Here is a 25,529-nt window from a genome sequence, read left to right as displayed (position 1 = left end):
TATGGTTGTTCCCGTGTCTGACTCTCTGCCATTACGCGAAAAGTACCTCGCCTTAATTAACGAAATCGTCCAAAGCACTTTGAAAGGCAAAATTAGTTCCGCTGAACAAGTGTATCAAATGTTGCTAAAAGGTGTAACGACTGACACGGGAGAAGTTTTTGAACTGGTTTTGAGTGAGCATTTAAATGCTACCCAGCAACAAGTAGACACGGAAAAAGATGAACTCAAACAGGCAAAAGCAACCCGTAGTTTGAGGGCAATGAAGACGATTCAAAGTCAATGGCAACGCGCTGAGCAGCAAAATCAAGCTAACTCGGCGATCGCTACAGCAGTCAAAGAAATTACCACAGCTTCACCATCGGAACGCATCGCTACATTATTAAGTGTTACCGACGCTAACCGCAAGCAACCGCTTTCTTTACAACAGTTACAGCAATTATCAAAATCTTTACAATCATTTGCTCAAGCAAATTCTGATCTCCAGCAAATAGCATCTGCTATTGCTCGTAGTTTAACAACTTGGCAACAATTGCAAGACCATCTGGTAAGCTGGATGTACGAACGTCGTGAATCTTTAGGATTTGGTGGTGTACCAGGAGAAAATGGTCCTTGGGCAACTTGGGCAAAACAAGTAAACAGTACCTTTTCCCAAGCACTGTTGCGCACCTTAGCCAGGGAAGAATCTGCAATTGAATTTGCCCAACAAAACACCAGTGTTACTATAGGTGACTGGGTAGAAATGGCGCTGATTTTACAGTACTTGCAACGTTCTTTAGTGAACTGGTTTGACCAACAACCTTACAACGTTAAAGCGGGTTCAAATTTGTCGATTTCAACTTTCTTAACGTTTGCAGTCATTTGGAGTCAACTAGCAAATGGTTTTGGAGACACGCTCTACAGTAAGGCATCTTCACAAATCATGTTACAAATTCTCCGCAACTTTGCTCAGCGTCCGTATTTCCCTTTATATGGGGGGATTTTTGCCTCGTTTTCCGGTAGCTATTTGCGGGATGCGTTGTCATATTTAGATGAACCACTACGGCAAGCTGAGGGGACTCAAGAAAAAGCCAGAATTTTGACACTATTAGGCTATTCTCAGCGAGCAATGGGACAATATCAGCGCTCTATTGACTTTCATCGAGAAGCATTAGAGATAGCGCGGAGTGCTGGCGATGGCGCATGTGAAATTGCCAACTTCAACCACCTCAGCCGCACTTATGTCCAAGATCGAGTATACACCGAAGCCATCAACTATAGTCAACGCGCATTAATACTTAGTCGCCAAACTGGAGACAGAACAGGAGAAGCAAATGCTCTGGTAAATTTAGGCTACAGCGAAGTCATGCAGGCTCAACAAGAAGAAGAACAAGTAGAGCCAGAAGTTTATGAAGCAGCTATTAACTATTTGCAACAAGGTTTAACATTATCAGAACGATTAGGCGATGTGCAAAGTAAAGCATTGTGTTTTAGTTCTCTGGGCATTGCTTACCTAGTAATTGAACAACCGGAAGTAGCAATTAAACATTTAGAATCTGGCTTTAATACAGCACAAACTTCTGGCGATTTGTATCTCCAAGGTCTTAATTTATCCAATTTAGCTGAAGCTTATTACGATTTACTCAACATGGAAAAAGCCATTTACACTGGCTGTTTGGGAATGTATTTGTTAAACCAAATTTCTTCCTATGAATGGAACACACCAGCAGAATTATTAACAATTTTACAGCAACAAATTGGCGCAGAAGCTTTTCAAGATTTACTACAGCAAAATCGCTCTAAAATCATCTCTGTTATTGGAGTAGATGGTTACGATTATATTCCCCAATTGTTAGAACAATATCAACAAAGTTTGTAGGAGCAACAAATGACTATTGCGTTAGAAGCTCAGGGAATTACAATTACTCTTAAAAGAATTTTAGAACTGTTAGAAGCAGAAGATGAGGATGATTACGGCATTCTTAAGCCTACTGACTATGCTTTCAAAACTGCGCTAAGTTTAGTTTCAGAGGCATATTCTCAAATGGGAGATACCTTTCCCAAAGCCACTGCTTCGACAGATCACGAGGGAGGAATTAGGCTAGCTTGGACAAGTTTAAAACCAGAGCGCACTGTCCGCTTGTTCTGTCCCTCTAGCTCCGAAAAACCTGTTGACATTTATCACTCAACCAGTGATGAATATGCTGTCGAGGATGTTGTTTCAGTCTCAACTTTAGTTAATTGGCTGCAGTGGTTTAATAAAGAATGACAACAAAATCTTTTGACAGTGCAGGGTTTGAACAATTATCTGAAGATGCGATTGTTTACAGGGCATTACTTCGTCAACAATGGATAGATGAAGAAACTGGAATGGTAATATCTGATGCCTTCTTTTTGCGTAAAATAAAAAATGAACAGGGACTTTCTGTAAATATTGCCAATGTTTGTTCTCCAGAGCAATGTGCTGCAAGATTTAAAAATTGTTATGGAGTTGCTAGTTTAGTTGTAGGTGATATTCGTGAATTAGGTTTAGATGTAGTGCGCGACTCTCCATCTCATGCAAATATTGTAGGCTTACCGTATCGCGAAGATAAACGTGCTTTAGCTGAAAAATTTGCAGAACTGTTAGCAAAGCAGTCTCGTATTATTTGGCTACCCTAGTTGCGTATATCAGCAAAGTTTGCAGGTTAATATTAAATTTTATCCTCAGGCAAATACAATGACTACTTCGATAGATGTTCAAGGAATAACTGTTACGCTCAAACGTATTGTAGAACTTTTAGAGTGTGAAGAAGAGGATAATTATGCCATTCTCAAACGAGCGTGATTACGCATTTAAGACTGTAATGAACTTGGTTTTAGAGGCAAACTCATTGATGGGAAATAACTTTCCTAGAGGCTCTGCTTCAACAGATCATGAAGGAGGGATTAGTTTAGATTGGAGTAAACGGGAGATGGATTGTAGAGTCAGCCTTTTTTGTCCCTTTAGTCCAGATAAGAAAGCTTACATTTATCACCAGAGAAATGATGAATATGCTGTAGATGATGACGTTTCAGCGTCAAATTTAGCTCATTGGTTACAGTGGTTTAATGAAAGATGACAAAACCGTCTTTTGATAATACCATAGAATTTGAACCATTGCCTTGTAGCGCCATTGTTTACCGTGCATTACTTCGTAAACAGTGGATAGATGAGGATACAGGGACGGTACCCAATTAAATTCGGTATAAGCAAGCGTGAGCTTTACTACAACTACCTAACACTTTTAAAACATCTTGATCTAGGCGTAGCTTATTTGTATCTTTAGGATTTGCTGACAATATTAAGATTTTTTTCACAGTTTCAATGGAAACCATATGATTTTGGTAAAGGATCTCAATCCTAATCCGTAGTAGTTATCAGTCACGTCAGCTTATGCACTTATAAAAGCTATTATAACCTTTAAGATAATAATGCCGATCGCTTCAACAATAGGGAATATTCTTCATAAGCAGCGACAATTTCAAAGCCCAGTTTTCTATAGCAGCTGATGGCAGTTGTGTTATCTGCTTTCACATTCAATCCAATGTGATCGACTGTCTGCAACAAAGCTTGGCACAGTTTTGCACAGACAAGCTTTGCCAGCCCCTTTCCGCGAAACAGCGGATGTGTTGTAATGTTACCCAAAGCTGCAACTTTGTAATGCGCAGAGTAAACATGAACACCTGCCACACTGATAATGGTAGCACCATCTCGGATGCCGTAGTAATAACCAGTATTCAACATACGTGGCTCAAACCAGTTGCCTGGGTAGCTAACACGGTATAATTCATTTAGGTCATTCACATCTGAGACTGACAGCGGTACAACATTGGACGTATCAATAGTCTGCAAGGGCGAAGTGTCAGTCAAAGCCATTTTGTAGTGTAAACCGTGCGATTGTATCTGGTAGTCATTGGCAAAGACAGTCGCCACATCGCCACTTAAATGAGCATAAAACTGTTTTGGCAGAAGATGGATGATTGACTGTAGCAATTTCATCAAATCTGTGGGTTCCTCACTAAAGCCCAGAAGTACAGGTAAAGATGTTGCACAGTAAAGCAAAACTAGCTGTTTAATTTTTTGGTTTTCTTCCAGGGCATACCACGTTGTGTATTGCCAAAAGAAGTCATCCAAGTCCCCAAGATAGTAAAGATGAAGATAGGTATTGCGACGGAGAAACGCCTCTATATCGTCTTTGGCGTGTAGAAAAACTGTCTTCACTACGAATTCTCCTTGAGAAACGCACCTTATTATACTGCTAAGAAAGCATTAAATTGCTCTTAATTTATCCGCCAAGCTTGATGCAGCGTTTCCACCATCGTACCTGTTGCTCCAATTACGAGAATAGTGCGTGCAGTGTGTTCAGGCATACTTATCTCCGTTCTTTCAGTGAATGCTAATCCTCAACATTAACTAATCCTACTCGGCTGCTATTATAGCCTTATGTCAATAATCCAATGATGTCAAAGCCGAAAATTCTCAACTTCGGCTTTATAAGCGTTATGCCCTACAGCCAATTTACTATCGACAAAGCGAAGCGGGATTTGAAACTCACTATCGTAGAGGGGGTAAAATTTTTTCCAGATACAATTGCACCAATAACCCTTAGTCCCAGGCTAGAAACAATATTAGAAGATTTACCTTGGGCAATAGCAGTAGGTACAGAAAAAGCTCGTTCCGAGGTAATAATCAATCCTGTACTTTTAGAGATGCGACGCATTCTCAACAAAGAAATCAGCGTTTTTTCTGGGGAACAGTTTGATATAGATATAGATGCAGGACTCAATGGAGTCTGCGATTTTTTAGTTAGCCGATCAAGAGAACAATTAACTGTAGAAGCTCCTACTATAGTTGTGGTAGAAGCAAAAAAAGCGGATTTAAAGTTGGGACTGGGACAGTGTATTGCTGAGATGGTTGCTATGCAACGCTTTAATGAAGCTTGTGGTCAACCAATTTTTGTTGTTTACGGCTGCGTCACTAGTGGCACACAATGGCGATTTCTCAAGCTAGAGTCACAAATTGTAACAATAGATTTGAATGATTATCCTTTACCTCCAGTCGAGCAAATTTTGGGTTTTTTGGTTTGGATGGTAAAAGAAGGTTGATGCTGCCCACAACCCTTTGTGCGGTTGTTTCCGTTCACAATAGCGGTAAACCTCACTCATTAGAAGTATTAACCAGGTATGGGGCAACGATACCATAGGAATGGGATGCCTTAAATTTTTCGTTATGAAAACACTTGTATCTCATTACCAAGAGATAAAAGACAAGCTAAAATCTCAACTAGAAGCTGCTCAGACAACTGAGCAAGCAGTCAAGATTATCCAAGATGAGATCAAGGCGCTTGCCGACTTCAATGGTGATTACATCGGCGGATTAACTCCACCACAAGCACGCCTTGCCACAACAATGTTAAAGTCACTCAGTCAGTACATTAGCAGTTTGCTATTAATCAAACTGCAAGATTTCACTGCAACTGCCAACTTGCTTTCTGTGGGCGAGGGTGAGAGGAGTGATAGCTATAATATATTACCAGTTACAAAAATTATTCAAGCAGATAAAAATCTGCAAGCTTTAACAACGATTGGCGATCGCACACAGGCTTTCTTACAAAAAGTGCAGCAAAGCCGCGATATAATTAGTAGCCTACTTGCTGGTGGTATAGCAGGAACGTTGGCAGGGGGATATTCATGGGGGTTAATAGGAGCAATCACGGGAGGAGTGATTGGAAAAATCACCCAGCCATCACCCGTGAAAACAGATGTTGCCCAAGAGCCAGAACTACCTAAAAACCAAGTTAAAATAAGTATAGATATTGATAAATTACTTGACTATCTCTTTCAAGCTTTTCAATCAATCGACATTACAGTTGCTGGCTATGGGGCAAGAGAAGAGACACTCAAACCCGGTTTAGAAAATAATCTCGACTTGTTAGAGTACCTACAAGACTTGATGGCAGATGCCCTAGACGAACAAACTCAACTCCCAACTGCTGTACGTAGACGCATCGAACAGGCAGAGACAATTTTGAGACGCTACGGAATTGAAGCACGAGTTTATCAACCTAGTCAGGAAGACTTAGGAATTGAACCTTGGACAATGTTCTACTTTGAACCGAGCCTCGATCCACAAATAACAGATTACATCACCCTAAAGCACGCCTTTGTTAAAGATAATCAAGTACTTTTACCAGGTAGCGTAATTGAGCCTGCATCATCTGATAAAAATTAACAATCAACAAAAATGTATAATTACCAAGATATTAAAATCATCGGATTCGATTTAGGACACGGAGAAACCGCTCTTACCTGGGTACGAGCAAACAACCAAGATACACCTCAAAGCCTGCTAATCAATAACAGAAAAAGCCAAACTACCGCCATCGCCCATCATCCGCAAAGAGGAACTATCATCGGGGAAATGGCGTATCAGATGCCCGATGCTGCTATCTTTGAAATAGCCTTTAAAACAAGAAAATTTGATGATACAGTATACAAAAAAAATCTCAAAGATTTTGTTAATACCATCTACAAACATTTAATAGAGACAAACCAAATCCAGTTAGAAGATAACAATTACTTTTTCATCGGTTGTCCATCAGGATGGTGGCAAGAAGAAATTGAGACTTACAAACAAATTCTTTCTGAAGATTGCTTGCCAAATCTTCGCGTAGTCAAAGAATCTCGCGCTGCTTTGATGCACGCTAAAGAAAGTGGCATATTCACCATAGAAGAATTACAAAATTCTGTACTGGTAATTGATATTGGTTCGTCCACCACAGATTACACCCTCGTCAAAGGTATGTCTGATACCCCAATAGATTTTGGCTATGACTTGGGTGCATCCTTAATTGATAAAGCAATTCTCAAGAAAACTCTTGAATGTTATCGACAATATCGAGAGGGACATGAAGAGATTTTACGACTGGGAGAATTGCTTAAAGATGAAGAAATTTTGCAATTAGAAGAAATTGAGCAGCTAGAGAAGATTTTTGCGCAAAGCCCGTTATACAAAAATCGCTGTGAACTCCGCTGTCGTAAAGCTAAAGAAGAGTATTTTAACTATCAAGATACTTACGAGGATAATCTTGTAAATGTTGGAAGTGAAGATATTCAAAGAAAATTTAAGTTTTTGCCCCTAGTTAATGGCAAAATTATGAATGCCATCATTAACCAGTCTCTGCCAGAACTAGGTAACAAAAGTTGGCGTGATGCTTTTGACGATCAATTGCAGGTGACAAAACAAAAGTTAGAGCAGCAAGGTATTCAACCTAGTGCTATCCTCCTTACAGGTAGTGCTTCTAAAATGGGTTTTGTGCCGGAAATATGCCAAGAGGTATTTCCGAATTTACCTTGCAAAAGAGATGGAGAACCTGAACTTTCTATTGCTAGAGGATTGGCACGTTGGGGACGGGTGTATATTCGCACGGGCTGGTTTATGGAAGAAATTAGTCAATTCCTAGACAGAGAATTGACAGGTATTGTTGGGAATCACATACCTGAGTTTTTGGAGAAATTAGCAGAGGCACTGGCAAATGGTTTGGTAGATGAGGTAATTAAGCCTAGTGTGCAATCTTGGCGAAATCGGAAGATTATCACGCTTTCCAATCTGGAGTCGGAAATCGAGCAACTCGCCAAAGCTTGGTTAACGGGAAGTGATGCTAATGAGAAAATGACTGGGTGTTTGGTTGAGTGGTTGTCAAAAGTTCAGAATGAGGTGAGGGAAAAAACAGATTCTATCTGTAGTAAGTATGGTTTACCACTGGGTACAATTGGGAGTAAAACTATTGAGTTGAGCGATCGCACGGGTAAGGTTCCCACAGAAATATCCTTGAGTGATTTTACCGGACTTTCTATATTTGTGGGACACCTTGTGGCTTTAATTGTAGGCGTTGTTTTAGCAGGATTATTTCATATCCTAATTTTTGCGGGAATAATTGCACCTATTCTGGGGATCGTAGCTTACTTTGTAGGTGAATCGTTGGTGAAGGATATAGATATACCTGGCTGGATACGCAAATTTGTGCCAAATGAGAAAATTGACGAACTAGCGTATCAGCAGAAACCACAGTTGCAGCAAAAAATTCAAGAGACTTTAACCAAAGATCCCACAATCGCTATTAAGCTGGGAAAAGCTATTAGTGAGTGGCTCAAGGAAACCGTGCAAGAACAAGCTGATAAAGCTCGGTTGTTGATTGCGTGAGGTTTAGCTGCATAAGTTGATTTAACTGGCATCTATGAGAACATAGAGGAGTTGTAGCTTGATTGAGTCAACCTCCATTTCCACAAATCCAGATTAAGAATGAATGGTAACACAGATCAACAGCGCAAAATCTTAATTTTGACAGCGATTCCAGACGGGCTGCGTTTGGATAAGGAAATTCGGGAAATTGAGGACGCGATCCGAAGGGCAATCCGGCGAGAACAATTCGAGATGAGAATCAGAACCGCTGTACGTCCACAGGATATTCGTAGGGCGATCGCACAAGAATGTCCCTTCATTGTCCATTTTTGCGGTCACGGTACACCAGACGGTTGTTTAGTTTTAGAAGATGATGGGGGCAACCATAAACCCGTACCACCACAGGGACTGGCGGCATTGTTTAAGTTACACGCAGAATATGTCAACTGTGTAGTCCTCAATGCCTGTTATTCAGAAAAACCCGCTCGTGAGATTAGCCAACACATTAATTATGCTATTGGCATGAACCAACCCATTGGCGATAAAGCAGCCATTGCCTTTGCTGTAGGGTTTTATGATGGGTTAGGATACGACAATTTAAATAACCTTGATGATGTGGTGACAAGAGCTTATGAGGAAGGTTTGGTTGCCATTCAAATGGAAGATCTAGCAAGCGGGTCGATACCAGTTTTGACACGAAAAGTTGGTCAGCTTCTATGCCCCTACCATCTGACAATTCTACAGTGGAACCAACTACAATATATGTTGAGCGACCTCCCATTGAGGAGAAATGCTACAAGGCAATTTTACGTTCTGGTGCGTTAATTCGGATTAAAGCACCGCAGAAAATGGGAAAAACGTTACTGTTAGAGAAGTTGCTGGATTATTCTAGACAGCAGGGTTATAGAATAGCTAAATTAGATTTGAAACTTGCCGATAATTCTGTATTAGCAGATTTAAAAACTTTTTTACAATGGTTGTGCGTTGATGTTTCAGATATTTTAGAATTTGAACCCAAATTATCCGACTACTGGCAAGATAGTATGGGAGTTAATACAAGCTGTACCCGTTATTTTCAAAAATATTTATTATCAAATATTGATAGTCCCTTAGTCTTGGCTCTAGATAATTTCGAGCGGTTATTTAAATACGAAAATATTTTCTCCGAATTCTGCTTGCTCTTGCGGAGTTGGTATGAAACTGCCAAACAAGGAGACAGAATGGGTAAAATTTGGCAGAAATTGCGGTTAGTGGTGGTTAATTCTACAGAAGTTTATCCCACATTGGATACCAATCGCTCACCATTTAATGTTGGGTTAGCTATTGAATTACCCTACTTTGAACAGCAACAGGTAAAAGAAATGGCTCGGCTTTATGGAATAGACAAACAGTTAGGAGAAGATGGGGTAAGCCAGCTAATGGAGATGGTTGGAGGGCATCCTTATTTAGTGCAGGAAGCTCTAGCTAATCTCAAAAGTCAAGAAATATCCTTAGAGGAACTACTAACCCTTGCACCAACAGAAGAGGGAATCTTTAGCTACCACTTACGAGAACAATTAGAATGCTTGCAAGATGATTCGGAGCTAGAGGCGGCATATAAGCAAGTGGTAATGACGAATGAACCCGTGCAGTTTAATCCTAAAATTACATTCAAATTGCACAGTCTAGGGTTAGTTAAAATTAATCGTAATGATTGCATTCCTAGCTGCGATTTATACCGTCAGTACTTCTCGGCACGTTTGGAGTAAGTTATGTTTGATGAATATATCTTTTCTGGAAGCTTACCCGAAAATGCCAGCACTTACGTGAAGCGCTCAGCCGACGATGAGTTGTATGAATTACTTACAGATCTTAAGTTTTGTTATGTGCTGAACTCTAGACAAAGTGGAAAGTCTAGTTTGCGTGTGAGAACAATGAGCCGACTAACAGATGCAGGCGTGGTGTGTGCATCTATTGATTTATCTTCTGTCAGTATCCAAAGTGCGACACAGGAAAATTGGTACGCGGATTTAATTGTTAAGCTCATTGATAGCTTTGACTTGGATATCGATTTTCCATCTTGGTGGGAGAAGAACCTTCTTAATTCATCTTTGTGGCGATTTGGGAATTTTATAGAAAAGATACTGCTTGCAGAAATTCAAGAAAATATTGTTATTTTTATAGATGAAATTGATAGTGTTCTCAGTCTCAACTTTCCCACTGATGACTTCTTTGCATTTATCCGTTCTTGTTACAATCTGCGTGTTGATAATCCTGAATACAATCGCCTCACATTTTGTTTGTTGGGAGTGGCATCACCAAGCAATTTGATTGCAGATAAAAAACGGACTCCTTTTAATATTGGGAAAGCTATCAGTCTCAAGGGGTTTCAATTAGAAGAAGTCGAGCCATTAGAAAAGGGGTTGCGTGGGAAATATTCTCACCCTCATGCTGTGATGCAGGACATTTTAGAATGGACTGGGGGACAACCTTTTCTGACTCAGAAATTGTGTCAGTTTATGGTTGAGGAATCTGAGCAAGAAAATCTCCGTTCTGTTGAGCAGGTTGTGCGATCGCGCATTATAGAAAATTGGGAATCTCTTGATGAACCAGAGCATTTAAGAACGATTCGTGACAGAATTCTCAGAGACGAGCAACGGGCAGGGTATTTACTAGAATTATATCAACATATCCGTCGGGAGGAGAAAGCTGAAGTTCCAGCAGATGACACTCTAGAACAAAGCGAATTACAACTTTCAGGGTTAGTTGTAAGACAGCAAAATAAGTTAAGAGTTTACAATCATATTTATAGGGAAATATTTGACCAGAATTGGATTGAAACTCAGTTGAGGAATTTACGTCCATATTCTGAGAATTTGCGGTTTTGGGTTGCTTCTGGTAGTAAGGACGAATCCCGATTGTTGCGAGGAAAGGCGTTACAGGATGCGCTCTCATGGGCGTGTGATAAAAGCTTAAATTATCAGGATAGGGAGTTTTTGGCAGCTAGTCAAGCTAAGGAGAAAGAAGAAGCGATCGCGATATTAGAAAAAGAAGCTCAATTGGAACGTGAGAGGAAGGATAGAGAAGCAGTAGAGAAAAGGAATTTGGTACTAAGTGAGGCAAATAAGAAAGCACAACAACGAATGCGTATCGGTGGGATTGTTTTAGCTGTGACTTTGTCAATAGCAGGAACTTTAGGAGTTCTAGCATATCGTTCCGGCAAGCAACTTATCACAACTCAGCAATATCTTCAAAACGTTGGGAAACTCGCTGAATTAGCAGGAAAACTTAAAGATAAAGGTTTTTATGACGAAGCTAAAGAATTACTTTCACAAGCAGGTCAATCTGTTAACATTCAAGATGACAATTTAAAACAAGACATTCTACATACAGGAATGGCTTATGCTTATTTAAAACTTAAAGAGCCAAATTGGAAACAAGAAGTTGAGAATTCCTTGAAAAACGTAAAATTAAAAAATGAGAATTCTGATGAAAGCCTACAGATTCAGATTTTAACCTATAAAACTCAAAGTAATTTCCAAAAGGAGAAGCAGGAAAATACTGAGGCAATCAATTCATACAAAAAAGCTTTTAATTCTTTAAAAGACTTGAAAAAGAAAACTTCCATCATTAGCCCTCCCTTTAATGAAAATATACCCATAGATAAAAAAATTTTATCAAAAGAAGTTGTAGAGGCTCTTCATAGAGAGTTTATCGATTTACTTTCTAATAACAATAACGAGAACTCGTCGCTCAAGCACGAAGTAGAAGATTCTTTAAAAGAACACTTTTATAACGAGTTAGCAAACTTACTAAAAAATAAACAGTTGAAGCAAGCTCATGAAAAAACAGCATCTCTAATGTTATACATTGCGAGGCGAGAAAACGAGGAATACTTTGATAAAGAATCTATCAATAAGTTCTCTTGCTCAGACTTGAGAAGAATTGACCAGTATTGGGTAGAAAATAGTCAAGGGCGTTTTGGTTTCAGCGTGCAAAAAAAGATTCTTACCCAAGAATTGGGAATTCGCGATTTGAAGAATATTTCTGAGCAAGAATACCAACGTTTTGCGACCATCGTGGGGTGGTATAATGAAGAACGAGATTCTCTAGAGGCAAAAGAAGTGCGAGGCGAGTCCGGGTGGCGGCGCTATAGCGAACTGAATTTTTCGATGGGAGCGGTGGAGGGACACCTACCTATACCTACCTTTGGGGATGGATGGATGTTAGTAGTTTTGATCTCTGACCGTGCGACTCGTTGCCAACTGTAACATATAAGCGTTCCAGTTGGTTGTAACAATATTTTTACAAAAGCACTTTCTACGAATTCATAAGCATTTGGCGATTTTCGATACCTGGCACTATCCGTCAATTATCGAAAAACGGTTGTTATAATTGAAGCCATTACGTTACGCTTACACATGCATGAAAGAGAAGGTTGATGATGTCAACAATTACCTTTACCACCAGCATCGAAGAAGGCAGAATAAAAATACCGGAACAATACAAGCAAGAATTTAGTAATGGAAATATGGTTCAAGTCACTGTTCTTAAAAAGAAAAAAATTACAGAAACAAAGATAATATCACGGTTAATTAATCAGCCGATAGAAGTTAGAGAATTTACTCCTATGACACGAGAAGAAGCGCACGAGCGTTAATAGTAATGAACTCTAAATTATATTTTTTAGATTCAAATATATAGCTGTATATTTTATTGAATATCCCTGATAATCAAGAAACAAAAAGAAAACGGGAGATAGCTATTGCTCTGACTGAATGCAACCATAAAATTTGTCAAAAAATATCCTGCTCGCGCTCATAAATTTTTTCTCTTGTTAAGTATTCGTCTTTGACACCCAATTGAAACGTAGGGAAATTGTACTTCTTTTTCAATGGGATGACAATCACTTCTACTTGTTCTCCCTCATTTAAATCATCCGGTAATTTATCTTCTAAAATGATTGTTTTTCCTTTAATGTAGCCTTTCACGCTGACAATCCTTCCTTTTTATTTAATAGCTGTTTGAAAACATAGGGAGAATATGTGCTACTGCTCAACGTTTATAGCCGCAAGTGTTCTTCCTAATTTATGAACTATCATGTGCGATCGCTATTCCAATGCATTATTCGGAATTGCCGATAGTATGGTACGAAGCGCATTGTTTACTGCTTCTGACGTGGTGAATACAATCTTCGACATCTGGATCTAAAGTAACTATTACAGAAGGTTTATCTTTTTGAGTAGCAAAATAGTTAGGACGGGCTTTACGATAATCAAAATTGTATTCTGGAAGCAAGTCATCTTCTCCGTTGTTGTAGGAGTCAGAAGCCTGTGTATTCTTCATAGTCTTTGCGCTCTTTGCTTTTTAAGATTGTGGCTTGCTTTGTGGTCATCCCACTCAAATTGTAAGTCCATGTACGAGAACAGACCAACTTGTTGTCAAACTATTAAGTCATACTAGATCTGAGAACCAGCTCTACACAAGTAGACCGTATGCTTAACCCTACCATCACAATTCCCACAACATTCAAAGTCAGTCACGAGCAGTTCATCGAACTTGCCACTGTTAACCGTGACTTAAGGCTAGAGAGAACTGCTACAGGAGAATTAATCGTCATGCCCCCTACTGGAAGCGATACGGGCTACCGTAACTTAGATATCGAAGGACAACTGTGGTTGTGGAACCGTCAAACTAAGCTGGGCGTGGCGTTTAACTCTTCTACGGGATTTCACTTACCAAATGGAGCCGATCGCTCCCCTGATGCTTCTTGGGTTAAATTAGAACGATGGCAAGCACTCACAGAGAAAGAAAAAGAAGGTTTTGCTCCTATCTGCCCAGACTTCGTTGTGGAACTGCGTTCTCCCTCTGATAGCATGGAAACCTTACGGGCAAAGATGAGAGAATACATGGAAAATCAAGCCCGTTTGGGGTGGCTAATTGACCGCAAAAACCGCAAAGTCGAGATATACAGGCAAGGTCAAGATGTCGAAGTATTAGATCATCCAAATACTTTATCAGGAGAAGATGTACTACCGGGATTTGTTTTAAACTTAACCTCTGTTTGGTAAAGAACATTCCTCCCACTCATCCTCGACTATATTGAATGAAGGCATCCAGCCCTCACTAAATGACAACCTCATACTGGTTTACGCGCAATGAATGCTGCATGAGCTTTCGGTAGATTGTACGAACCATAACTACGCACGATCTGAACTTGGAAACCAACTTGATGAAGTTCTTGTGCAATATCCGTTGCTTTGTACAACTGCTGCTGGTGTACTTCATCATCCCGTCTGTAATGTTCTCCTATTTTGCGAAAAGTGATAATTCGGCGAGTCAATATCCCCTGCTCTTGATTTTCCTCCTTTTCAACAAGTACTAACCAATTCTCTCCTTCCATAAAACTCTTAGTTGTGCTGCCCGGTGTAATCTGTCCCGGTTCTGCAATGTCGAAGATGAACACACCTCCAAAAGTTAACATGTTGTATATGCGGTAGAAAAGCTGAACCAGGGTTTGGCGATCGTAGTCTGGATCGAACAGGTAGTTCAAACATTCACCAATAGATATGACGGCACGACACGGCGGAATGTCGGCTTTGAAAAACGAACCGACTCGAAACTCAGCCTCTGGTACTCTTGTGCGGGCAATTTCAATTAATGGCTCAGAGATATCGATTCCGAGAACACGATATGAAGCTCTCGTTAGTTCTTGCGCCGATAATCCGCTTCCACAACCCAAGTCTACTACTAAACCATCTCGTATTTCGTTGAGATTCAGGATGGACAGTATCCCAGGAGCAGATTTGAGAGCGTAATCACTAAAACCGACATCATGGATATACGCAAGGTCTTCTTTGTACCACTCTTTCATATTGCAATTATTGTTTTTCCTTTAATGTAGCCTTTCACGCTGACAAACCAACATTTGTATTTAATAGTGGTTTAAAAACATAGGGAGAAGATGTGCCACTGCTTAACTTCGTTTATAGCCGCAAGTGTTCTCCCCAATTTACGAATTATTATGTGCGATCGCTATTCCAATCATAGCTCTTTCGGAGTATGCTCTACTATAGTTGGGATCTAACCGTATAGCTTGACTAAGGTCTGCGATCGCCCCTTGAGTTTAAAGCCTCCTGCCACAAAAACTCACCCATGCCAACAAAAATCGCAAAGTACCCTCATAAAAATTACAGTAATGAACATTAGCACATAAAATGCCTAGCTATAGGAGCAAATCTACCTCACAAAGAGACAGAATTGTATTCAAAAATGCCTTTAATTCAGGACACAAGTTTACTGCATCCATCAAATTATTTCCTCTCAAGATAGTTGCTGCATCACGAACTTTACTGTAACTGCGTTTACATTTACCTATTTCAAAGATTTCTCGAATACGATATGATGGTGGATTATTGTGATTGACTTGCTCAGGTAAACCTCCAGGTGCTGACTTATTATGCTTAGCTAATCTTTGAATTGTTGACCAATAAGGTAACAGCCAAGCTTCAAAATCATGCTGCGCTGCATGGGGATAAAACTTAAAATTGTTCCCTACCCAATCTGTCATTTTAGCTTTGGCATCGGCAGCATCTGCAAAATCATTTGTTCCCGTATAGACATCTGTTAGTGCGATTACAGCATCATAAGCATCTCTCCCACTGAGCAAATTTTCAACAATACGCTTGAGTTTTTCTGCTTTGGGAATGCGACCATCATAAGGTATAAACTTAAGTTTAGGCATCTGTTGTTGCAAGCGCTGCTTGAGAAAATCTTCTAAAATTGGCTTAAAAGCTTTTTCCGTAGCGCCCTCAACCAGAACAGCAATTTTCATGAACGACCACCAATTAAGTTCATTGCCCAAAGCTGATCTAAGCTATAATCTTCTAGCCATTTTTCTAAATCCAAAGAGTCAGCCCAAGTCATAGTGGTTAGTCCATCTTCAGCATCACAAACTAGCACTTCTTGTGGTTGTAAAAATCGGATTAATCTATCTGAATGAGTAGCCACAATTAACTGAGTATTTTTAGAAGCTTCTCGCATTACATCGGCAAGTAGTTGCAATAATTCAGGGTGCAAACTTACTTCTGGTTCATCTATTAAAGTCACCGTAGTTAAATCTGGACTATGCAAAAGTGTTACTAACCACAAAAACCGCAAAGTACCCTCAGATAGTTGATGCATATAAAGAGGATGCGAGAAATTTTTGTCCTTCCAAGTCATTGCCAAAGTTCCTGCTGCTACTGGAGGAAACCCTAACCGTTCAAAATCTGGAAAAGCAGCCCTCAAAGTATCTTCTATAATTTCAAATCGCTCTGGATCGGTTTCTCTGAGATAATATAGGCAGGACACCAAATCTTCTCCATTAGCACCAGGTAATGTTGCTGGACGCATTGATTGAGGTAAGCGAACTGGACTTTTAGGTGCAACATTCAATGCTCCGTAAAATGTACATGAACCCAATTGTTTGCGAAAATTCTCTGGTTCCCGGTACATCTTTGGTACTTGAGACAGGGAAGTTTCATAGGGATTGTGTTCCCAGTTAGGACGGATTAGTCCGTATTGCTGTGGAGTTGAATATTTTACATCAAAACCACGAGAGTCAATATACTTGAAAGATTGAGAAGCGTTGATGTCGCGCTGCTGCGTCAGGGTTTCCAAAGCAATTTCGTAAAACTGTCCTTTGGGAACAAGTTTGAGGTAGTAATTCAACGCTTCCCCGTCAGGAACGCTCATTGATAATGAAAACGCTATACTATTTGCTGTATCGCGTGTCATGATTTCACTCAGACCACTCAGTTCTGAAATCTTTGACTCTAACTGCCCTTTCGCTGATGCTGCTAGTAGTAAAAAAATTTCCAAAAGGGAAGTTTTGCCTACACTATTAGCACCAATCATCACAGTTAATCGTCGCATTTCTATTTCCACATTATATAAGCGGCGATATCCTTCAATACCAATACGTTGAAACAGACTCATAATGTACTGCTTGCAAACAGCTGTAACTACTACTTTTGATTATCTACCCATTCTTACCTTCCTCAGAAGAACCGGAAAGAAAGCTTTCAATTGCGTCCGCTACTTCCTGGGTGACTTCGACAGAAGGCAAATGGCTCTTGGCACTCGATCTATAAATGTGATACCAGTGGTGTTTGTTTGCAAAAACTTGTTGTGCTTCAAAATACTTGGTGTCATCAGGTTGGGAATAAAGATTCTTTATTTGCGTTGGCGAGTAAATATTGAGCACTGTTGGAGCTGGAGCAAGCGTCTCAAGAAAGCGCAAAGCACTGCCAAATTCTCCTTCTGGACGCTGTGATTCGTTATGTCCCAGTAAATCGACATTGATGAATACTGTAGGTTGATCCACTTGGTAAACCCAACACCCGCTTTCCTTCTTTGGGTTTCGCGTGTCACCATCAATAGAATGTCCACAGACCCGGAGTGATCAATTCAAGGAGGTGTTCATCCGGATCTCGGAAATACAGGCTCCAACCACCCCGTTTCCAATGAACCTTGCTGTTGATTGGGATACCTTTTGAAGCCAGTCGTTGTTCCCACAACTCAAGGTCAGACGCCGCAATTGAGAATGCTACGTGCAAGCGACCACTCCCACCATGAGGAGGAATCACCCCGAATACCGTACCGACGGGAGACGTTGCCCGACCAGGTTCCTGCGCGATGCTTTTGGGGAACAGGATGAGGGCTTGTTGATTGGGTATCCGGAGTACACAGATCATCTCATCCATAATCTCTTTCTCAAATCCGAATAAGTCTTGATAGAACTCGACTGAGTGTGCCAAGTCCTCGACATATAACACGGATTCAACAATCCTATTGACGGTTTGCTTCTGGGTCATGGAATATAGCCTCTTCAAGAATAGCTACTGTTGTTTCTCAAATTATAGCTTTAAATCTTTAGGCGTTAAACTATTTAGTGTCTAAATTACAAATAAGTTAATATTTAGCGCTAAAATATCAATGGTTGAACTCGTCGCTCTACTCACGCTCTTAAGTTGCTAGAGTGTTGTTTTTAGGCGGTTGAACAGTTCTTGGTCACTCAGTCGTAGGTAACTCACTCGTTAAAGATGAACAAAGCAGATACGATTAGACAAGTAGCGCTCGACTGGAAAGTGACGCGACCAGAAATCGATCCACGCCCGATGGTGCGAGTGCTGGCAGTGCTTCGTTCCGCCTTAGAACTCTCCAAGGCAACTGAAAAGCTCTTTGCCCGGTATGACTTAAACACGGCAACGTTTGGAGTCCTCGCAACCCTACGCCGTTCTTCGCCGCCGCAGGGGATGACTCTTTCTCAATTAGCTCAATTTGTTCTGGTTACACCAGCTTCCATCACCAATCGCGTTGATCGTTTGGAAGCACGGGGTTTAGTTGAGCGGTATGATGCCATGAGCGATCGACGATGTTGGTTAGTACGTCTGACTCAGAAGGGATATGACCTCATCGATGAACTGATTCCGCAACATGTGGAGAATGAGCGCCAGTTGCTTTCTGGTCTAAATGAGCAGGAACAGGAGCAACTTTATTTGCTGCTACTTAAGCTACTGACAGGGCTAGAAGAGGACTAAAACTGGTTTTCAGGTAAGGGGGAATAAAAACTTCTATAGCGTTTCCTAGTCTGCTCAAGTACAAATTTATCTGTGTTTAGTGGTTAGTCCATCTTCAGCATCACAAACTAGCACTTCCTTTGGTTGTAAAAATCTGATTAATCTATCTGAATGAGTTGCCACAATTAGCTGATAATTATGGAAGCTTCTCGCATGATATCAGCAAGTAGTTGCAATAATTCTAGGTGCAAACTTACTTCTGGTTCATCTATTAAAGTTACCTTAGTTAAATCTGGACTTTGCAGAAGTGTTACTAACCATAAAAACCGCAAAGTACCCTCAGATAGTTGATGCATATAAAGGGGACGCGAGAAATTTTTGTCCTTCCAAGTCATTGCCAAAGTTCCTGCTGCTACTGGAGGAAACCCTAAGCGCTCAAAATCAGGAAAAGCAGCCTTTAGTGTATCTTCTACAATAATACTATGTCTTATCCAAATTACTTACGTGGGCTTGCTATTCATACTCTTCTCAACAATCCTTATTTCTTGCTGTGAGCAGTTATGTAATTTTTTTAAGAAAAAATCAGAAATTTTACGTAAATCGTTTAAATTGTTTTGATGTAATAATAAGTATTAATGCATGGATATAACGGTTTACTATAGTAAATGTCTATAATCCAGGCAATTAGGAATTAACTGAGAATAAGTTCAAATATCTTGTAATAAATTTATGCAATTTCAACTTACAAAAAATAAAATTTCTATAGATAATACCTTATACTTGCAAAAAGGTATTCAAAAAATTTGTAGCCAGTTAGCATCTAAACAAGATGAGTCTAATTTACAAAGCATTTCAGAAAATGAGTAATACCGCCCACTGACTATAAGCCTGGGGCTATTGGAACTAAACCTGCCTCCGCAGGTTATAAATAAATCCAGTATTAGATTACAATTGAAAATTTAATTTATGTTCAATTCCAAAGTATCTAAAATCGCACTATGAAAATGCGCCTACCTTATAGACTAAAATTGTTTCCATCTCAAGTAGTAGCTGTAACAGTGGCATTAACACTACTGTTGTTTATACCTCAAATCTGGCTGAACTGGCAAGCATACTGTAATTTTAATAGTATTACTAAAAATGAATTTCATCTACAGATACTGAGTGATAAAATTACTTATTTTGATGAAGTTTTAACCATGTCAGCTCGCATGAATGCTGCGACAGGAAATTTTATTTGGGAGCAACGCTATCGTGAATTTGAACCTCAACTTGATGCTGCCATTAAAGAATCTATTAAATTAGCTCCCACAGCATATAAAAACAAGGATACAAAAAAAATTGATACAGCTAATCAAAAGCTGGTTTCTATGGAATACCAATCTTTTAATTTAGTTAATAATAATCAAAAGGATGCAGCACAAATTTTATTATCCAGCCCCGATTATGAAATTCAAAAACGCATTTATGCTGATGGTGTTGCCAAAAGGAATCATAATATTTCACTAGCTTTGGAACATAAAGTTACTGAATACAGACAAAGTATGCTTTGGGCATTTTTAGCATCTATCATGAGTTTATTCATCCTGATTCCCGCATGGTTTTTAGTATTAGTCTTATTACAACAATATCTAACAGCTAAAAAAATGTCTCAAGCTGCTTTAGAAGAAGCTAATTCTAATTTAGAAATACAAGTTGCTACAAGAACAGAAAAATTAAATCAAAAGAATATCCAATTGCAACAAACACTACATGATTTACAACAAACTCAAGTCCAACTTATTCAAAGTGAAAAGATGTCTTCATTAGGACAGCTAGTTGCTGGTGTTGCTCATGAAATTAACAATCCAGTTAATTTTATTTATGGCAATTTAATACATACTAAAGAATATATTTACCAATTATTAAATTTAATAAATTTATATCAGCAAGAAGGTTTTTATCATCCAAAAATAGCTAATTTTATTGATGAAATAGATCTTAACTTTGTTGTAGAGGATATACAAAAAATTTTAGCTTCAATGGAAGTTGGTGCTGAGCGTATCCGTGAAATTGTGCTAACTTTACGGAACTTTTCACGTCTTGACGAAGCAGAAATGAAACCTGTTGATATCCATGAAGGAATTAATAGTACTTTATTAATTTTGCAACATCATCTTAAAGGGAAGAATGACCAGCAAGAAATTACAATTTTCAAAGATTATGGTCATTTGCCTTTGGTCGAATGTTATGCAGGCAGATTAAACCAAGTATTTATGAATATCTTTAGTAATGCTATTGATGCTTTACGGCAACAAGAGATAGAATATCTAAAATCAGGAAATAAAAACTATATTAATTCTATTACTATTCATACTGAAGTTAAAAGTGAAAAATATGTGATTATTAGTATAAAAGATAGTGGTTTAGGAATAACAGAAGAAGTAAAAGATAAAATATTTGACCCTTTCTTTACTACTAAACCAGTTGGCAAAGGTACTGGCTTAGGATTATCTATTAGTTACCAAATTATAGTAGATAAGCATAGAGGGAAAATTAAGTGTATCTCTGCACCTAATCAAGGTACAGAATTTTTAATTGAAATTCCTATCAAACAAAACAATCTCCTTGAGCGATCCAAGAATCCAGAATTATCTCACCAATATTGACCTCCGACTAGCAGCGATCGCCACTAGCAACATATGAAAGAAACACGTGAATGCGGAATTTTCTAAAAGCATTGCTGGATCAGGGTTTCTCCATGTGTTTCAAAAGAAGATTTCAGCTTCTGACATTTTGTTGTCATATTTATTCATCAAACTAAAAGAAACGTAAATTAAGCCGATTGTCAATCATTCGGATACCAATCCCAAAGCATACTGAAATGGGATTTTTTGTACTCATATGCAATTTCACTGTCTATACTAGGAAAGATGAATAAATTTACTCGACCCACAATCGGCATTACTACATTTACCCAAAATGAAGAAGGTCACTATCATATCACAGGTACATATGTAGAGATAATTAGGCGTCATGGTGGTCTACCTATTCTACTACCTCCTGATGAACCAGAAGAATGTGAGGCAATTTTGCAAATTGTGGATGGTTTAATCTTCACTGGTGGTGGGGATCTAGATCCAGTAACTTATAATGCAAAGATGCATCCGACTATTTCTGGTGTAAACCCTCAGCGTGATGCTTTTGAGCTAAAACTGGCAAAACTTGCCCTGAGTACAGATACCCCTATTTTAGGCATCTGTCGTGGTATTGCGGTAATGAATGTAGCCACTGGTGGCAGTTTGGTAACTCACATTCCTGATGAATTTGGCTCCGGAGTTAAGCATACAGGAGAACCTAGCGAATCTGTTCAACATCAAGTTCAAATTGAGCCGCACAGTCGTCTTGCCTCCATTTTAGGCGCAACTGATGTCACAGTTGTTTCATTACATCATCAAGCTGTGCGTACTGTACCCCCCCTTTGGCGCATTGCTGCACAGGCAAAAGATGGGGTAATTGAAGCGCTCGAACACAAATATCATCCTTGGGCTTTCGCACTCCAATGGCATCCCGAACTTGCCGCTGATGACATTATACAGCAACGTATTTTCCAAGCTTTAGTTGAGGCAGCCCGTGCTAAATCAGCTTCAATTTGCGCTTAATGATTGTTTTTCCTTTATTTTATGGAAATTATACTGGGCGATATCACAAAGCTAGAAGTTGATGCAATCGTGAATGCTGCGAATACTAGTCTGCTTGGAGGTAGTGGAGTAGATGGAGCGATACACAGGGCAGCGGGAGCAGAGCTTGTTGATGAGTACGGAGAACCTAAACTCCTGCAACAGTGTTACCGCAAGTGTATGCAAATCGCCGCAGATCAAGAGTTTGATACTTTGGCATTCCCTTGCATTAGTACTGGCATTTATAGATATCCCAAGGCGAATGCAGCAGAGGTTGCAGTGAAAACATGCTCCGAACAACTACAAAAGAATGGTCGCCCCCAAAGAGTGATTTTTTGCTGCTACGATCAAGAGAACTATGAAATTTATCAGAGGATTTTGTCGGTGTAACACTTGAACCTCTGCTAGATTATCTACCCCTTCTTACCTTCCCCTGTAGAATCGGAAAGGAAACTTTCAATTGCGTCCGCGACTTCCTGCGTAACTTCGACCGAAGGCAGATGGCTCTTGGCACTCGATCTATAAATATGATACCAGTGGTGTTTGTTTGCAAAAACTTGTTGTGCTTCAAGATACTTGGTGTCATCCGGTTGGGAATAAAGATTCTTCATTTGCGTTGGCGAGTAAATATTGAGCACTGTTGGAGCTGGAGCAAGCGTCTCAAGAAAGCGCAAAGCACTGCCAAATTCTCTGTACGATCTGCCTATTTCTCGACCCGCACGCGACCACATGTCGAAATCGTAATTTGTCATAAACTCATCGAAGGGTTTGGCGAGGTTAGGATCACCTAACGACCAACCGATGAATAGTGCGTCACGCGCACTTTGCCATTGATCGGGTTTTTGTATCTGATCTAAGGTTTCAAAGAAGATCACAGGCGGCTCAATAATGATCCACTCCAGAAAGACCATCTTTGGAACGCGATGAACCAACCTACGTCTTAGTTCAATCGCTATCCATCCAGCGTGTGCTACTGAGACTGTGACGAATTCATTTATGTCAAGTGAATTTACAAGCTTAATAGTTTCACGGATCATATCTTCACTGCCAAAGTCTCCTTCTGGAAGCTGTGATTCGTTATGTCCCAGTAAATCGACATTGATAACTCTTCGCTTTTTGCTTTCGACGAACGCAAGTGCAGCCAAGATCCCCCGGTCCGCGCACCATCCTGGAAACAAGAGTAAGGCAGGTTCGCCTGTTCCTATGTCGTCGAAGGCAAGTTTTGATTTTCCAGTTAGCCTATCCATACATACATCCAATACTGTAGGTTAATCCACTCGGTAAACTTAACACTCGCGTTCCTTAGTTGGGTTTCCCATGTCAGCATCAATAGAATGTCCACAGACCCGGAGTGATCAATTCAAGGAGGTGTTCATCCGGGTCGCGGAAATACAGGCTCCAACCACCCCGTTTCCAATGAACTTTGCTGTTGATTGGGATACCTTTTGAAGCCAGTCGTTGTTCCCAAAACTCAAGGTTAGACGCCTCAATTGAGAATGCTACGTGCAAGCGACCACTCCCACCATGAGGAGGAATCACTCCGAATACCGTACCGACGGGAGACGTTGCCCGACCAGGCTCCTGAGCGATGCTTTTGGGGAACAGGATGAGGGCTTGTTGATTGGGTATCCGGAGTACACAGATCATCTCATCCAAAATCTCTTTTTCAAATCCGAATAAGTCTTGATAGAACTCGACTGAGTGTGCCAAATCCTCGACATATAACACGGATTCAACAATCCCATTGACGGTTTGCTTCTGGGTCATGGAATATAACCTCTTCAAGAATAACTACTGTTGTTGCTCAAATTATAGCTTTAAATCTTTAGACGTTAAACTATTTAATGTCTAAATTACAAATAAGTTAATATTTAGAGCTAAAATATCAATGGTTGAACTCGTCGCTCTACTCACGCTCTTAAGTTGCTAGAGTGTTGTTTTTGGGCGGTTGAACAGTTCTTGGTCACTCAGTCGTAGTTAACTCACTCGTTAAAGATGAACAAAGCAGATACGATTAGACAAGTAGCGCTCGACTGGAAAGTGACGCGACCAGAAATAGATCTACGCCCGATGGTGCGAGTGCTGGCAGTGCTTCGTTCCGCCTTAGAACTCTCCAAGGCAACTGAAAAGCTCTTTGCCCGGTATGACTTAAACACGGCAACGTTTGGAGTCCTCGCAACCCTGCGCCGTTCTTCGCCACCGGAGGGGATGACTCTTTCTCAATTAGCTCAATTTGTTCTGGTGACACCAGCTTCCATCACCAATCGCGTTGATCGCTTGGAAGCACGGGGTTTAGTTGAGCGGTATGATGCCACGAGCGATCGACGGTGTTGGTTAGTGCGATTGACTCAGAAGGGATATGACCTCATTGATGAACTGATTCCGCAACATGTGGAGCATGAGCGCCAGTTGCTTTCTGGTTTAAATGAGCAGGAACAGGAGCAACTTTATTTGCTGCTACTCAAGCTACTGACTGGGCTAGAGGATTGCAAACAACTTTAACTACTACTTTTGATTATCTACCCAGTTGAGCGTCATGATCCCACGAGCGATTAATGGTGTTGGTTAGTACGATTGACTCAGAAGCTGGTAGGGCATTGAGCATCGTTTATTTTGATTGGCAATGGAATGTAAAAATGGCACACAGAGTTATGCGATCGCTTCGTGATTTCTTTTGAGGTAGACTTAAACTGCTTGTAGTTAAGTATCTTGACTTTGATGCGTTGCTATAATTTCCGAAGGTAATGCTTTTGTTAACCATTGCGGAAGTTCTGGCACTTGTTGGTTGATTCTTCCATTTTCAATTGTAAGTAGATTTTGATGACCGACTGAGCTTGAATTGTCATAGATGGAGATGTTATCTGCTAATTGCAATGCTGTTGGTAGGTTTTGCAGACTCCGTTCGTACCTACGCCTGATATCTTCGATTGGAACGTTATGTCCACCTTCTACTACTCTTTGAGCTACACGGTCAATATTAACTTCTACATTATCAATACCTATATAGATGAGGTTTACCTCCCATCCTTTTTGTTTTGCTTCCCTCATCATTTTAAGGTAGGTATTGCCTGAAAGCGTCGTTTATACAGCAAAACTTTGGTTATTATCTAGATAAAAGTTTTTGCTACTCATGGTTATTGATTTGTTGCT

At 40.0% G+C, this 25,529-nt stretch carries 30 protein-coding genes and 1 pseudogene; 19 read left to right on the top strand and 12 right to left on the bottom strand.

What is annotated here, in order from left to right:
• The first annotated feature begins 1 nt into the window (after window position 1).
• The 5 genes from ICL16_RS09515 (at window position 2) to ICL16_RS46715 (ending at window position 3,196) form a co-directional block, all read left to right on the top strand.
• Window positions 2-1,855 carry a tetratricopeptide repeat protein gene (locus tag ICL16_RS09515; RefSeq protein ID WP_202895466.1) on the top strand — a complete coding sequence of 618 codons (1,854 nt, stop codon included), beginning with the start codon at window positions 2-4 and terminating at the stop codon, window positions 1,853-1,855.
• Between the two features lie 9 nt (window positions 1,856-1,864).
• Window positions 1,865-2,245, top strand: a complete 381-nt coding sequence (locus tag ICL16_RS09510) for a hypothetical protein (RefSeq protein ID WP_190826681.1) — start codon at window positions 1,865-1,867, stop codon at window positions 2,243-2,245.
• On the top strand, window positions 2,242-2,637 hold the full coding sequence (locus tag ICL16_RS09505) for a hypothetical protein (RefSeq protein WP_190826679.1): 396 nt from the start codon (window positions 2,242-2,244) through the stop codon (window positions 2,635-2,637). Before ICL16_RS09510 ends, ICL16_RS09505 begins: the two co-directional genes overlap by 4 nt.
• A 143-nt stretch (window positions 2,638-2,780) precedes the next feature.
• On the top strand, window positions 2,781-3,077 hold the full coding sequence (locus ICL16_RS09500) for a hypothetical protein (RefSeq protein ID WP_202895465.1): 297 nt from the start codon (window positions 2,781-2,783) through the stop codon (window positions 3,075-3,077).
• Window positions 3,074-3,196, top strand: a complete 123-nt coding sequence (locus ICL16_RS46715; protein WP_273038625.1) for a hypothetical protein — start codon at window positions 3,074-3,076, stop codon at window positions 3,194-3,196. The genes ICL16_RS09500 and ICL16_RS46715 overlap by 4 nt, the downstream gene beginning before the upstream one ends.
• Window positions 3,197-3,418: 222 nt before the next feature.
• Here the strand turns inward: ICL16_RS46715 and ICL16_RS47180 are convergent, their stop codons facing one another.
• Complete coding sequence (locus ICL16_RS47180) at window positions 3,419-4,219, bottom strand: GNAT family N-acetyltransferase (RefSeq protein ID WP_190826677.1); 801 nt, start codon at window positions 4,217-4,219, stop codon at window positions 3,419-3,421.
• A gap of 281 nt (window positions 4,220-4,500) precedes the next feature.
• On the opposite strand from ICL16_RS47180, the gene ICL16_RS09490 reads away from it, so the two are divergent.
• From ICL16_RS09490 to ICL16_RS09460, 7 genes are all read left to right on the top strand, one after another.
• Window positions 4,501-5,103: a hypothetical protein gene (locus ICL16_RS09490; RefSeq protein WP_190826675.1), complete on the top strand. Its 603-nt coding sequence runs from the start codon at window positions 4,501-4,503 to the stop codon at window positions 5,101-5,103.
• Window positions 5,104-5,227: 124 nt separating this feature from the next.
• Window positions 5,228-6,229 (top strand): hypothetical protein, encoded by a 1,002-nt coding sequence (locus tag ICL16_RS09485; RefSeq protein WP_190826673.1) that lies wholly within the window; start codon window positions 5,228-5,230, stop codon window positions 6,227-6,229.
• 12 nt (window positions 6,230-6,241) lie between these two features.
• Window positions 6,242-8,200 carry an Hsp70 family protein gene (locus ICL16_RS09480; RefSeq protein WP_190826671.1) on the top strand — a complete coding sequence of 653 codons (1,959 nt, stop codon included), beginning with the start codon at window positions 6,242-6,244 and terminating at the stop codon, window positions 8,198-8,200.
• 99 nt (window positions 8,201-8,299) lie between these two features.
• Entirely contained in the window at window positions 8,300-9,004 is a 705-nt protein-coding gene (locus ICL16_RS09475; protein ID WP_190826669.1) for a CHAT domain-containing protein, read from the top strand.
• On the top strand, window positions 8,923-9,927 hold the full coding sequence (locus tag ICL16_RS09470) for an AAA-like domain-containing protein (RefSeq protein WP_190826667.1): 1,005 nt from the start codon (window positions 8,923-8,925) through the stop codon (window positions 9,925-9,927). Before ICL16_RS09475 ends, ICL16_RS09470 begins: the two co-directional genes overlap by 82 nt.
• Window positions 9,928-9,930: 3 nt before the next feature.
• Window positions 9,931-12,429, top strand: coding sequence for an AAA-like domain-containing protein (locus tag ICL16_RS09465; protein WP_190826665.1), 2,499 nt, complete (start codon window positions 9,931-9,933; stop codon window positions 12,427-12,429).
• A 170-nt stretch (window positions 12,430-12,599) separates the two neighbouring features.
• Window positions 12,600-12,818, top strand: a complete 219-nt coding sequence (locus ICL16_RS09460; protein WP_190826663.1) for a hypothetical protein — start codon at window positions 12,600-12,602, stop codon at window positions 12,816-12,818.
• 136 nt (window positions 12,819-12,954) lie between these two features.
• On the opposite strand, the gene ICL16_RS09455 is transcribed toward ICL16_RS09460, so the two are convergent.
• Together ICL16_RS09455 and ICL16_RS09450 are read right to left on the bottom strand one after the other, a co-directional pair.
• Window positions 12,955-13,149: a hypothetical protein gene (locus tag ICL16_RS09455; RefSeq protein ID WP_190826660.1), complete on the bottom strand. Its 195-nt coding sequence runs from the start codon at window positions 13,147-13,149 to the stop codon at window positions 12,955-12,957.
• Window positions 13,150-13,282: 133 nt separating this feature from the next.
• Complete coding sequence (locus ICL16_RS09450; protein ID WP_238360684.1) at window positions 13,283-13,504, bottom strand: hypothetical protein; 222 nt, start codon at window positions 13,502-13,504, stop codon at window positions 13,283-13,285.
• Window positions 13,505-13,653: 149 nt separating this feature from the next.
• Between ICL16_RS09450 and ICL16_RS09445 the strand changes: the two genes are divergently transcribed.
• A complete protein-coding gene (locus ICL16_RS09445) occupies window positions 13,654-14,229 on the top strand; it encodes a Uma2 family endonuclease (protein WP_190826659.1) in 576 nt (191 codons plus the stop codon).
• A gap of 68 nt (window positions 14,230-14,297) precedes the next feature.
• Here ICL16_RS09445 and ICL16_RS09440 read toward each other — a convergent pair whose 3' ends face one another.
• The 5 genes from ICL16_RS09440 to ICL16_RS09420 form a co-directional block, all read right to left on the bottom strand.
• The gene (locus tag ICL16_RS09440) at window positions 14,298-15,032 is read right to left on the bottom strand and encodes a class I SAM-dependent methyltransferase (protein ID WP_190826657.1); all 735 of its coding nucleotides are present in this window, start codon (window positions 15,030-15,032) and stop codon (window positions 14,298-14,300) included.
• A 351-nt stretch (window positions 15,033-15,383) separates the two neighbouring features.
• Window positions 15,384-15,992, bottom strand: coding sequence for a DUF4276 family protein (locus ICL16_RS09435; RefSeq protein WP_190826654.1), 609 nt, complete (start codon window positions 15,990-15,992; stop codon window positions 15,384-15,386).
• The gene (locus ICL16_RS09430) at window positions 15,989-17,137 is read right to left on the bottom strand and encodes an AAA family ATPase (RefSeq protein WP_190826652.1); all 1,149 of its coding nucleotides are present in this window, start codon (window positions 17,135-17,137) and stop codon (window positions 15,989-15,991) included. The genes ICL16_RS09435 and ICL16_RS09430 overlap by 4 nt, the downstream gene beginning before the upstream one ends.
• 43 nt (window positions 17,138-17,180) lie before the next feature.
• Complete coding sequence (locus ICL16_RS09425) at window positions 17,181-17,525, bottom strand: hypothetical protein (RefSeq protein ID WP_190826650.1); 345 nt, start codon at window positions 17,523-17,525, stop codon at window positions 17,181-17,183.
• A 49-nt stretch (window positions 17,526-17,574) separates the two neighbouring features.
• On the bottom strand, window positions 17,575-18,015 hold the full coding sequence (locus tag ICL16_RS09420; RefSeq protein ID WP_190826648.1) for a VOC family protein: 441 nt from the start codon (window positions 18,013-18,015) through the stop codon (window positions 17,575-17,577).
• A 228-nt stretch (window positions 18,016-18,243) separates the two neighbouring features.
• Between ICL16_RS09420 and ICL16_RS09415 the strand changes: the two genes are divergently transcribed.
• Window positions 18,244-18,741 carry a MarR family winged helix-turn-helix transcriptional regulator gene (locus tag ICL16_RS09415; RefSeq protein WP_190826646.1) on the top strand — a complete coding sequence of 166 codons (498 nt, stop codon included), beginning with the start codon at window positions 18,244-18,246 and terminating at the stop codon, window positions 18,739-18,741.
• Between the two features lie 78 nt (window positions 18,742-18,819).
• Here the strand turns inward: ICL16_RS09415 and ICL16_RS09410 are convergent.
• Window positions 18,820-19,196: pseudogene (locus ICL16_RS09410) on the bottom strand (AAA family ATPase); the annotation flags it as partial.
• 528 nt (window positions 19,197-19,724) lie between these two features.
• On the opposite strand from ICL16_RS09410, the gene ICL16_RS09405 reads away from it, so the two are divergent.
• From ICL16_RS09405 to ICL16_RS09395, 3 genes are all read left to right on the top strand, one after another.
• The gene (locus ICL16_RS09405) at window positions 19,725-21,368 is read left to right on the top strand and encodes a sensor histidine kinase (protein ID WP_190826718.1); all 1,644 of its coding nucleotides are present in this window, start codon (window positions 19,725-19,727) and stop codon (window positions 21,366-21,368) included.
• A 264-nt stretch (window positions 21,369-21,632) separates the two neighbouring features.
• Window positions 21,633-22,361, top strand: coding sequence for a gamma-glutamyl-gamma-aminobutyrate hydrolase family protein (locus ICL16_RS09400; protein ID WP_190826644.1), 729 nt, complete (start codon window positions 21,633-21,635; stop codon window positions 22,359-22,361).
• Window positions 22,362-22,382: 21 nt separating this feature from the next.
• On the top strand, window positions 22,383-22,769 hold the full coding sequence (locus tag ICL16_RS09395) for a macro domain-containing protein (protein ID WP_190826642.1): 387 nt from the start codon (window positions 22,383-22,385) through the stop codon (window positions 22,767-22,769).
• Window positions 22,770-22,792: 23 nt separating this feature from the next.
• On the opposite strand, the gene ICL16_RS09390 is transcribed toward ICL16_RS09395, so the two are convergent.
• Together ICL16_RS09390 and ICL16_RS09385 are read right to left on the bottom strand one after the other, a co-directional pair.
• A complete protein-coding gene (locus ICL16_RS09390) occupies window positions 22,793-23,626 on the bottom strand; it encodes an alpha/beta fold hydrolase (RefSeq protein ID WP_190826640.1) in 834 nt (277 codons plus the stop codon).
• A gap of 79 nt (window positions 23,627-23,705) precedes the next feature.
• A complete protein-coding gene (locus tag ICL16_RS09385) occupies window positions 23,706-24,107 on the bottom strand; it encodes a VOC family protein (RefSeq protein ID WP_202895464.1) in 402 nt (133 codons plus the stop codon).
• 267 nt (window positions 24,108-24,374) lie between these two features.
• Here ICL16_RS09385 and ICL16_RS09380 point away from each other — a divergent pair, with 267 nt between their 5' ends.
• The gene (locus ICL16_RS09380; protein ID WP_190826636.1) at window positions 24,375-24,881 is read left to right on the top strand and encodes a MarR family winged helix-turn-helix transcriptional regulator; all 507 of its coding nucleotides are present in this window, start codon (window positions 24,375-24,377) and stop codon (window positions 24,879-24,881) included.
• Window positions 24,882-24,934: 53 nt separating this feature from the next.
• Window positions 24,935-25,057 (top strand): hypothetical protein, encoded by a 123-nt coding sequence (locus ICL16_RS46710; protein ID WP_273038624.1) that lies wholly within the window; start codon window positions 24,935-24,937, stop codon window positions 25,055-25,057.
• Between the two features lie 22 nt (window positions 25,058-25,079).
• Here ICL16_RS46710 and ICL16_RS09375 read toward each other — a convergent pair whose 3' ends face one another.
• Window positions 25,080-25,430 (bottom strand): ATPase, encoded by a 351-nt coding sequence (locus tag ICL16_RS09375; protein ID WP_190826634.1) that lies wholly within the window; start codon window positions 25,428-25,430, stop codon window positions 25,080-25,082.
• Window positions 25,431-25,529 lie beyond the last annotated feature (99 nt).

Source organism: Iningainema tapete BLCC-T55, from assembly GCF_014698965.1.
GTDB lineage: Bacteria > Cyanobacteriota > Cyanobacteriia > Cyanobacteriales > Nostocaceae > Iningainema > Iningainema tapete.
The sequence above is the reverse complement of the archived record's forward strand: the minus strand, read 5'-3'. Positions and strand labels throughout refer to the sequence as shown.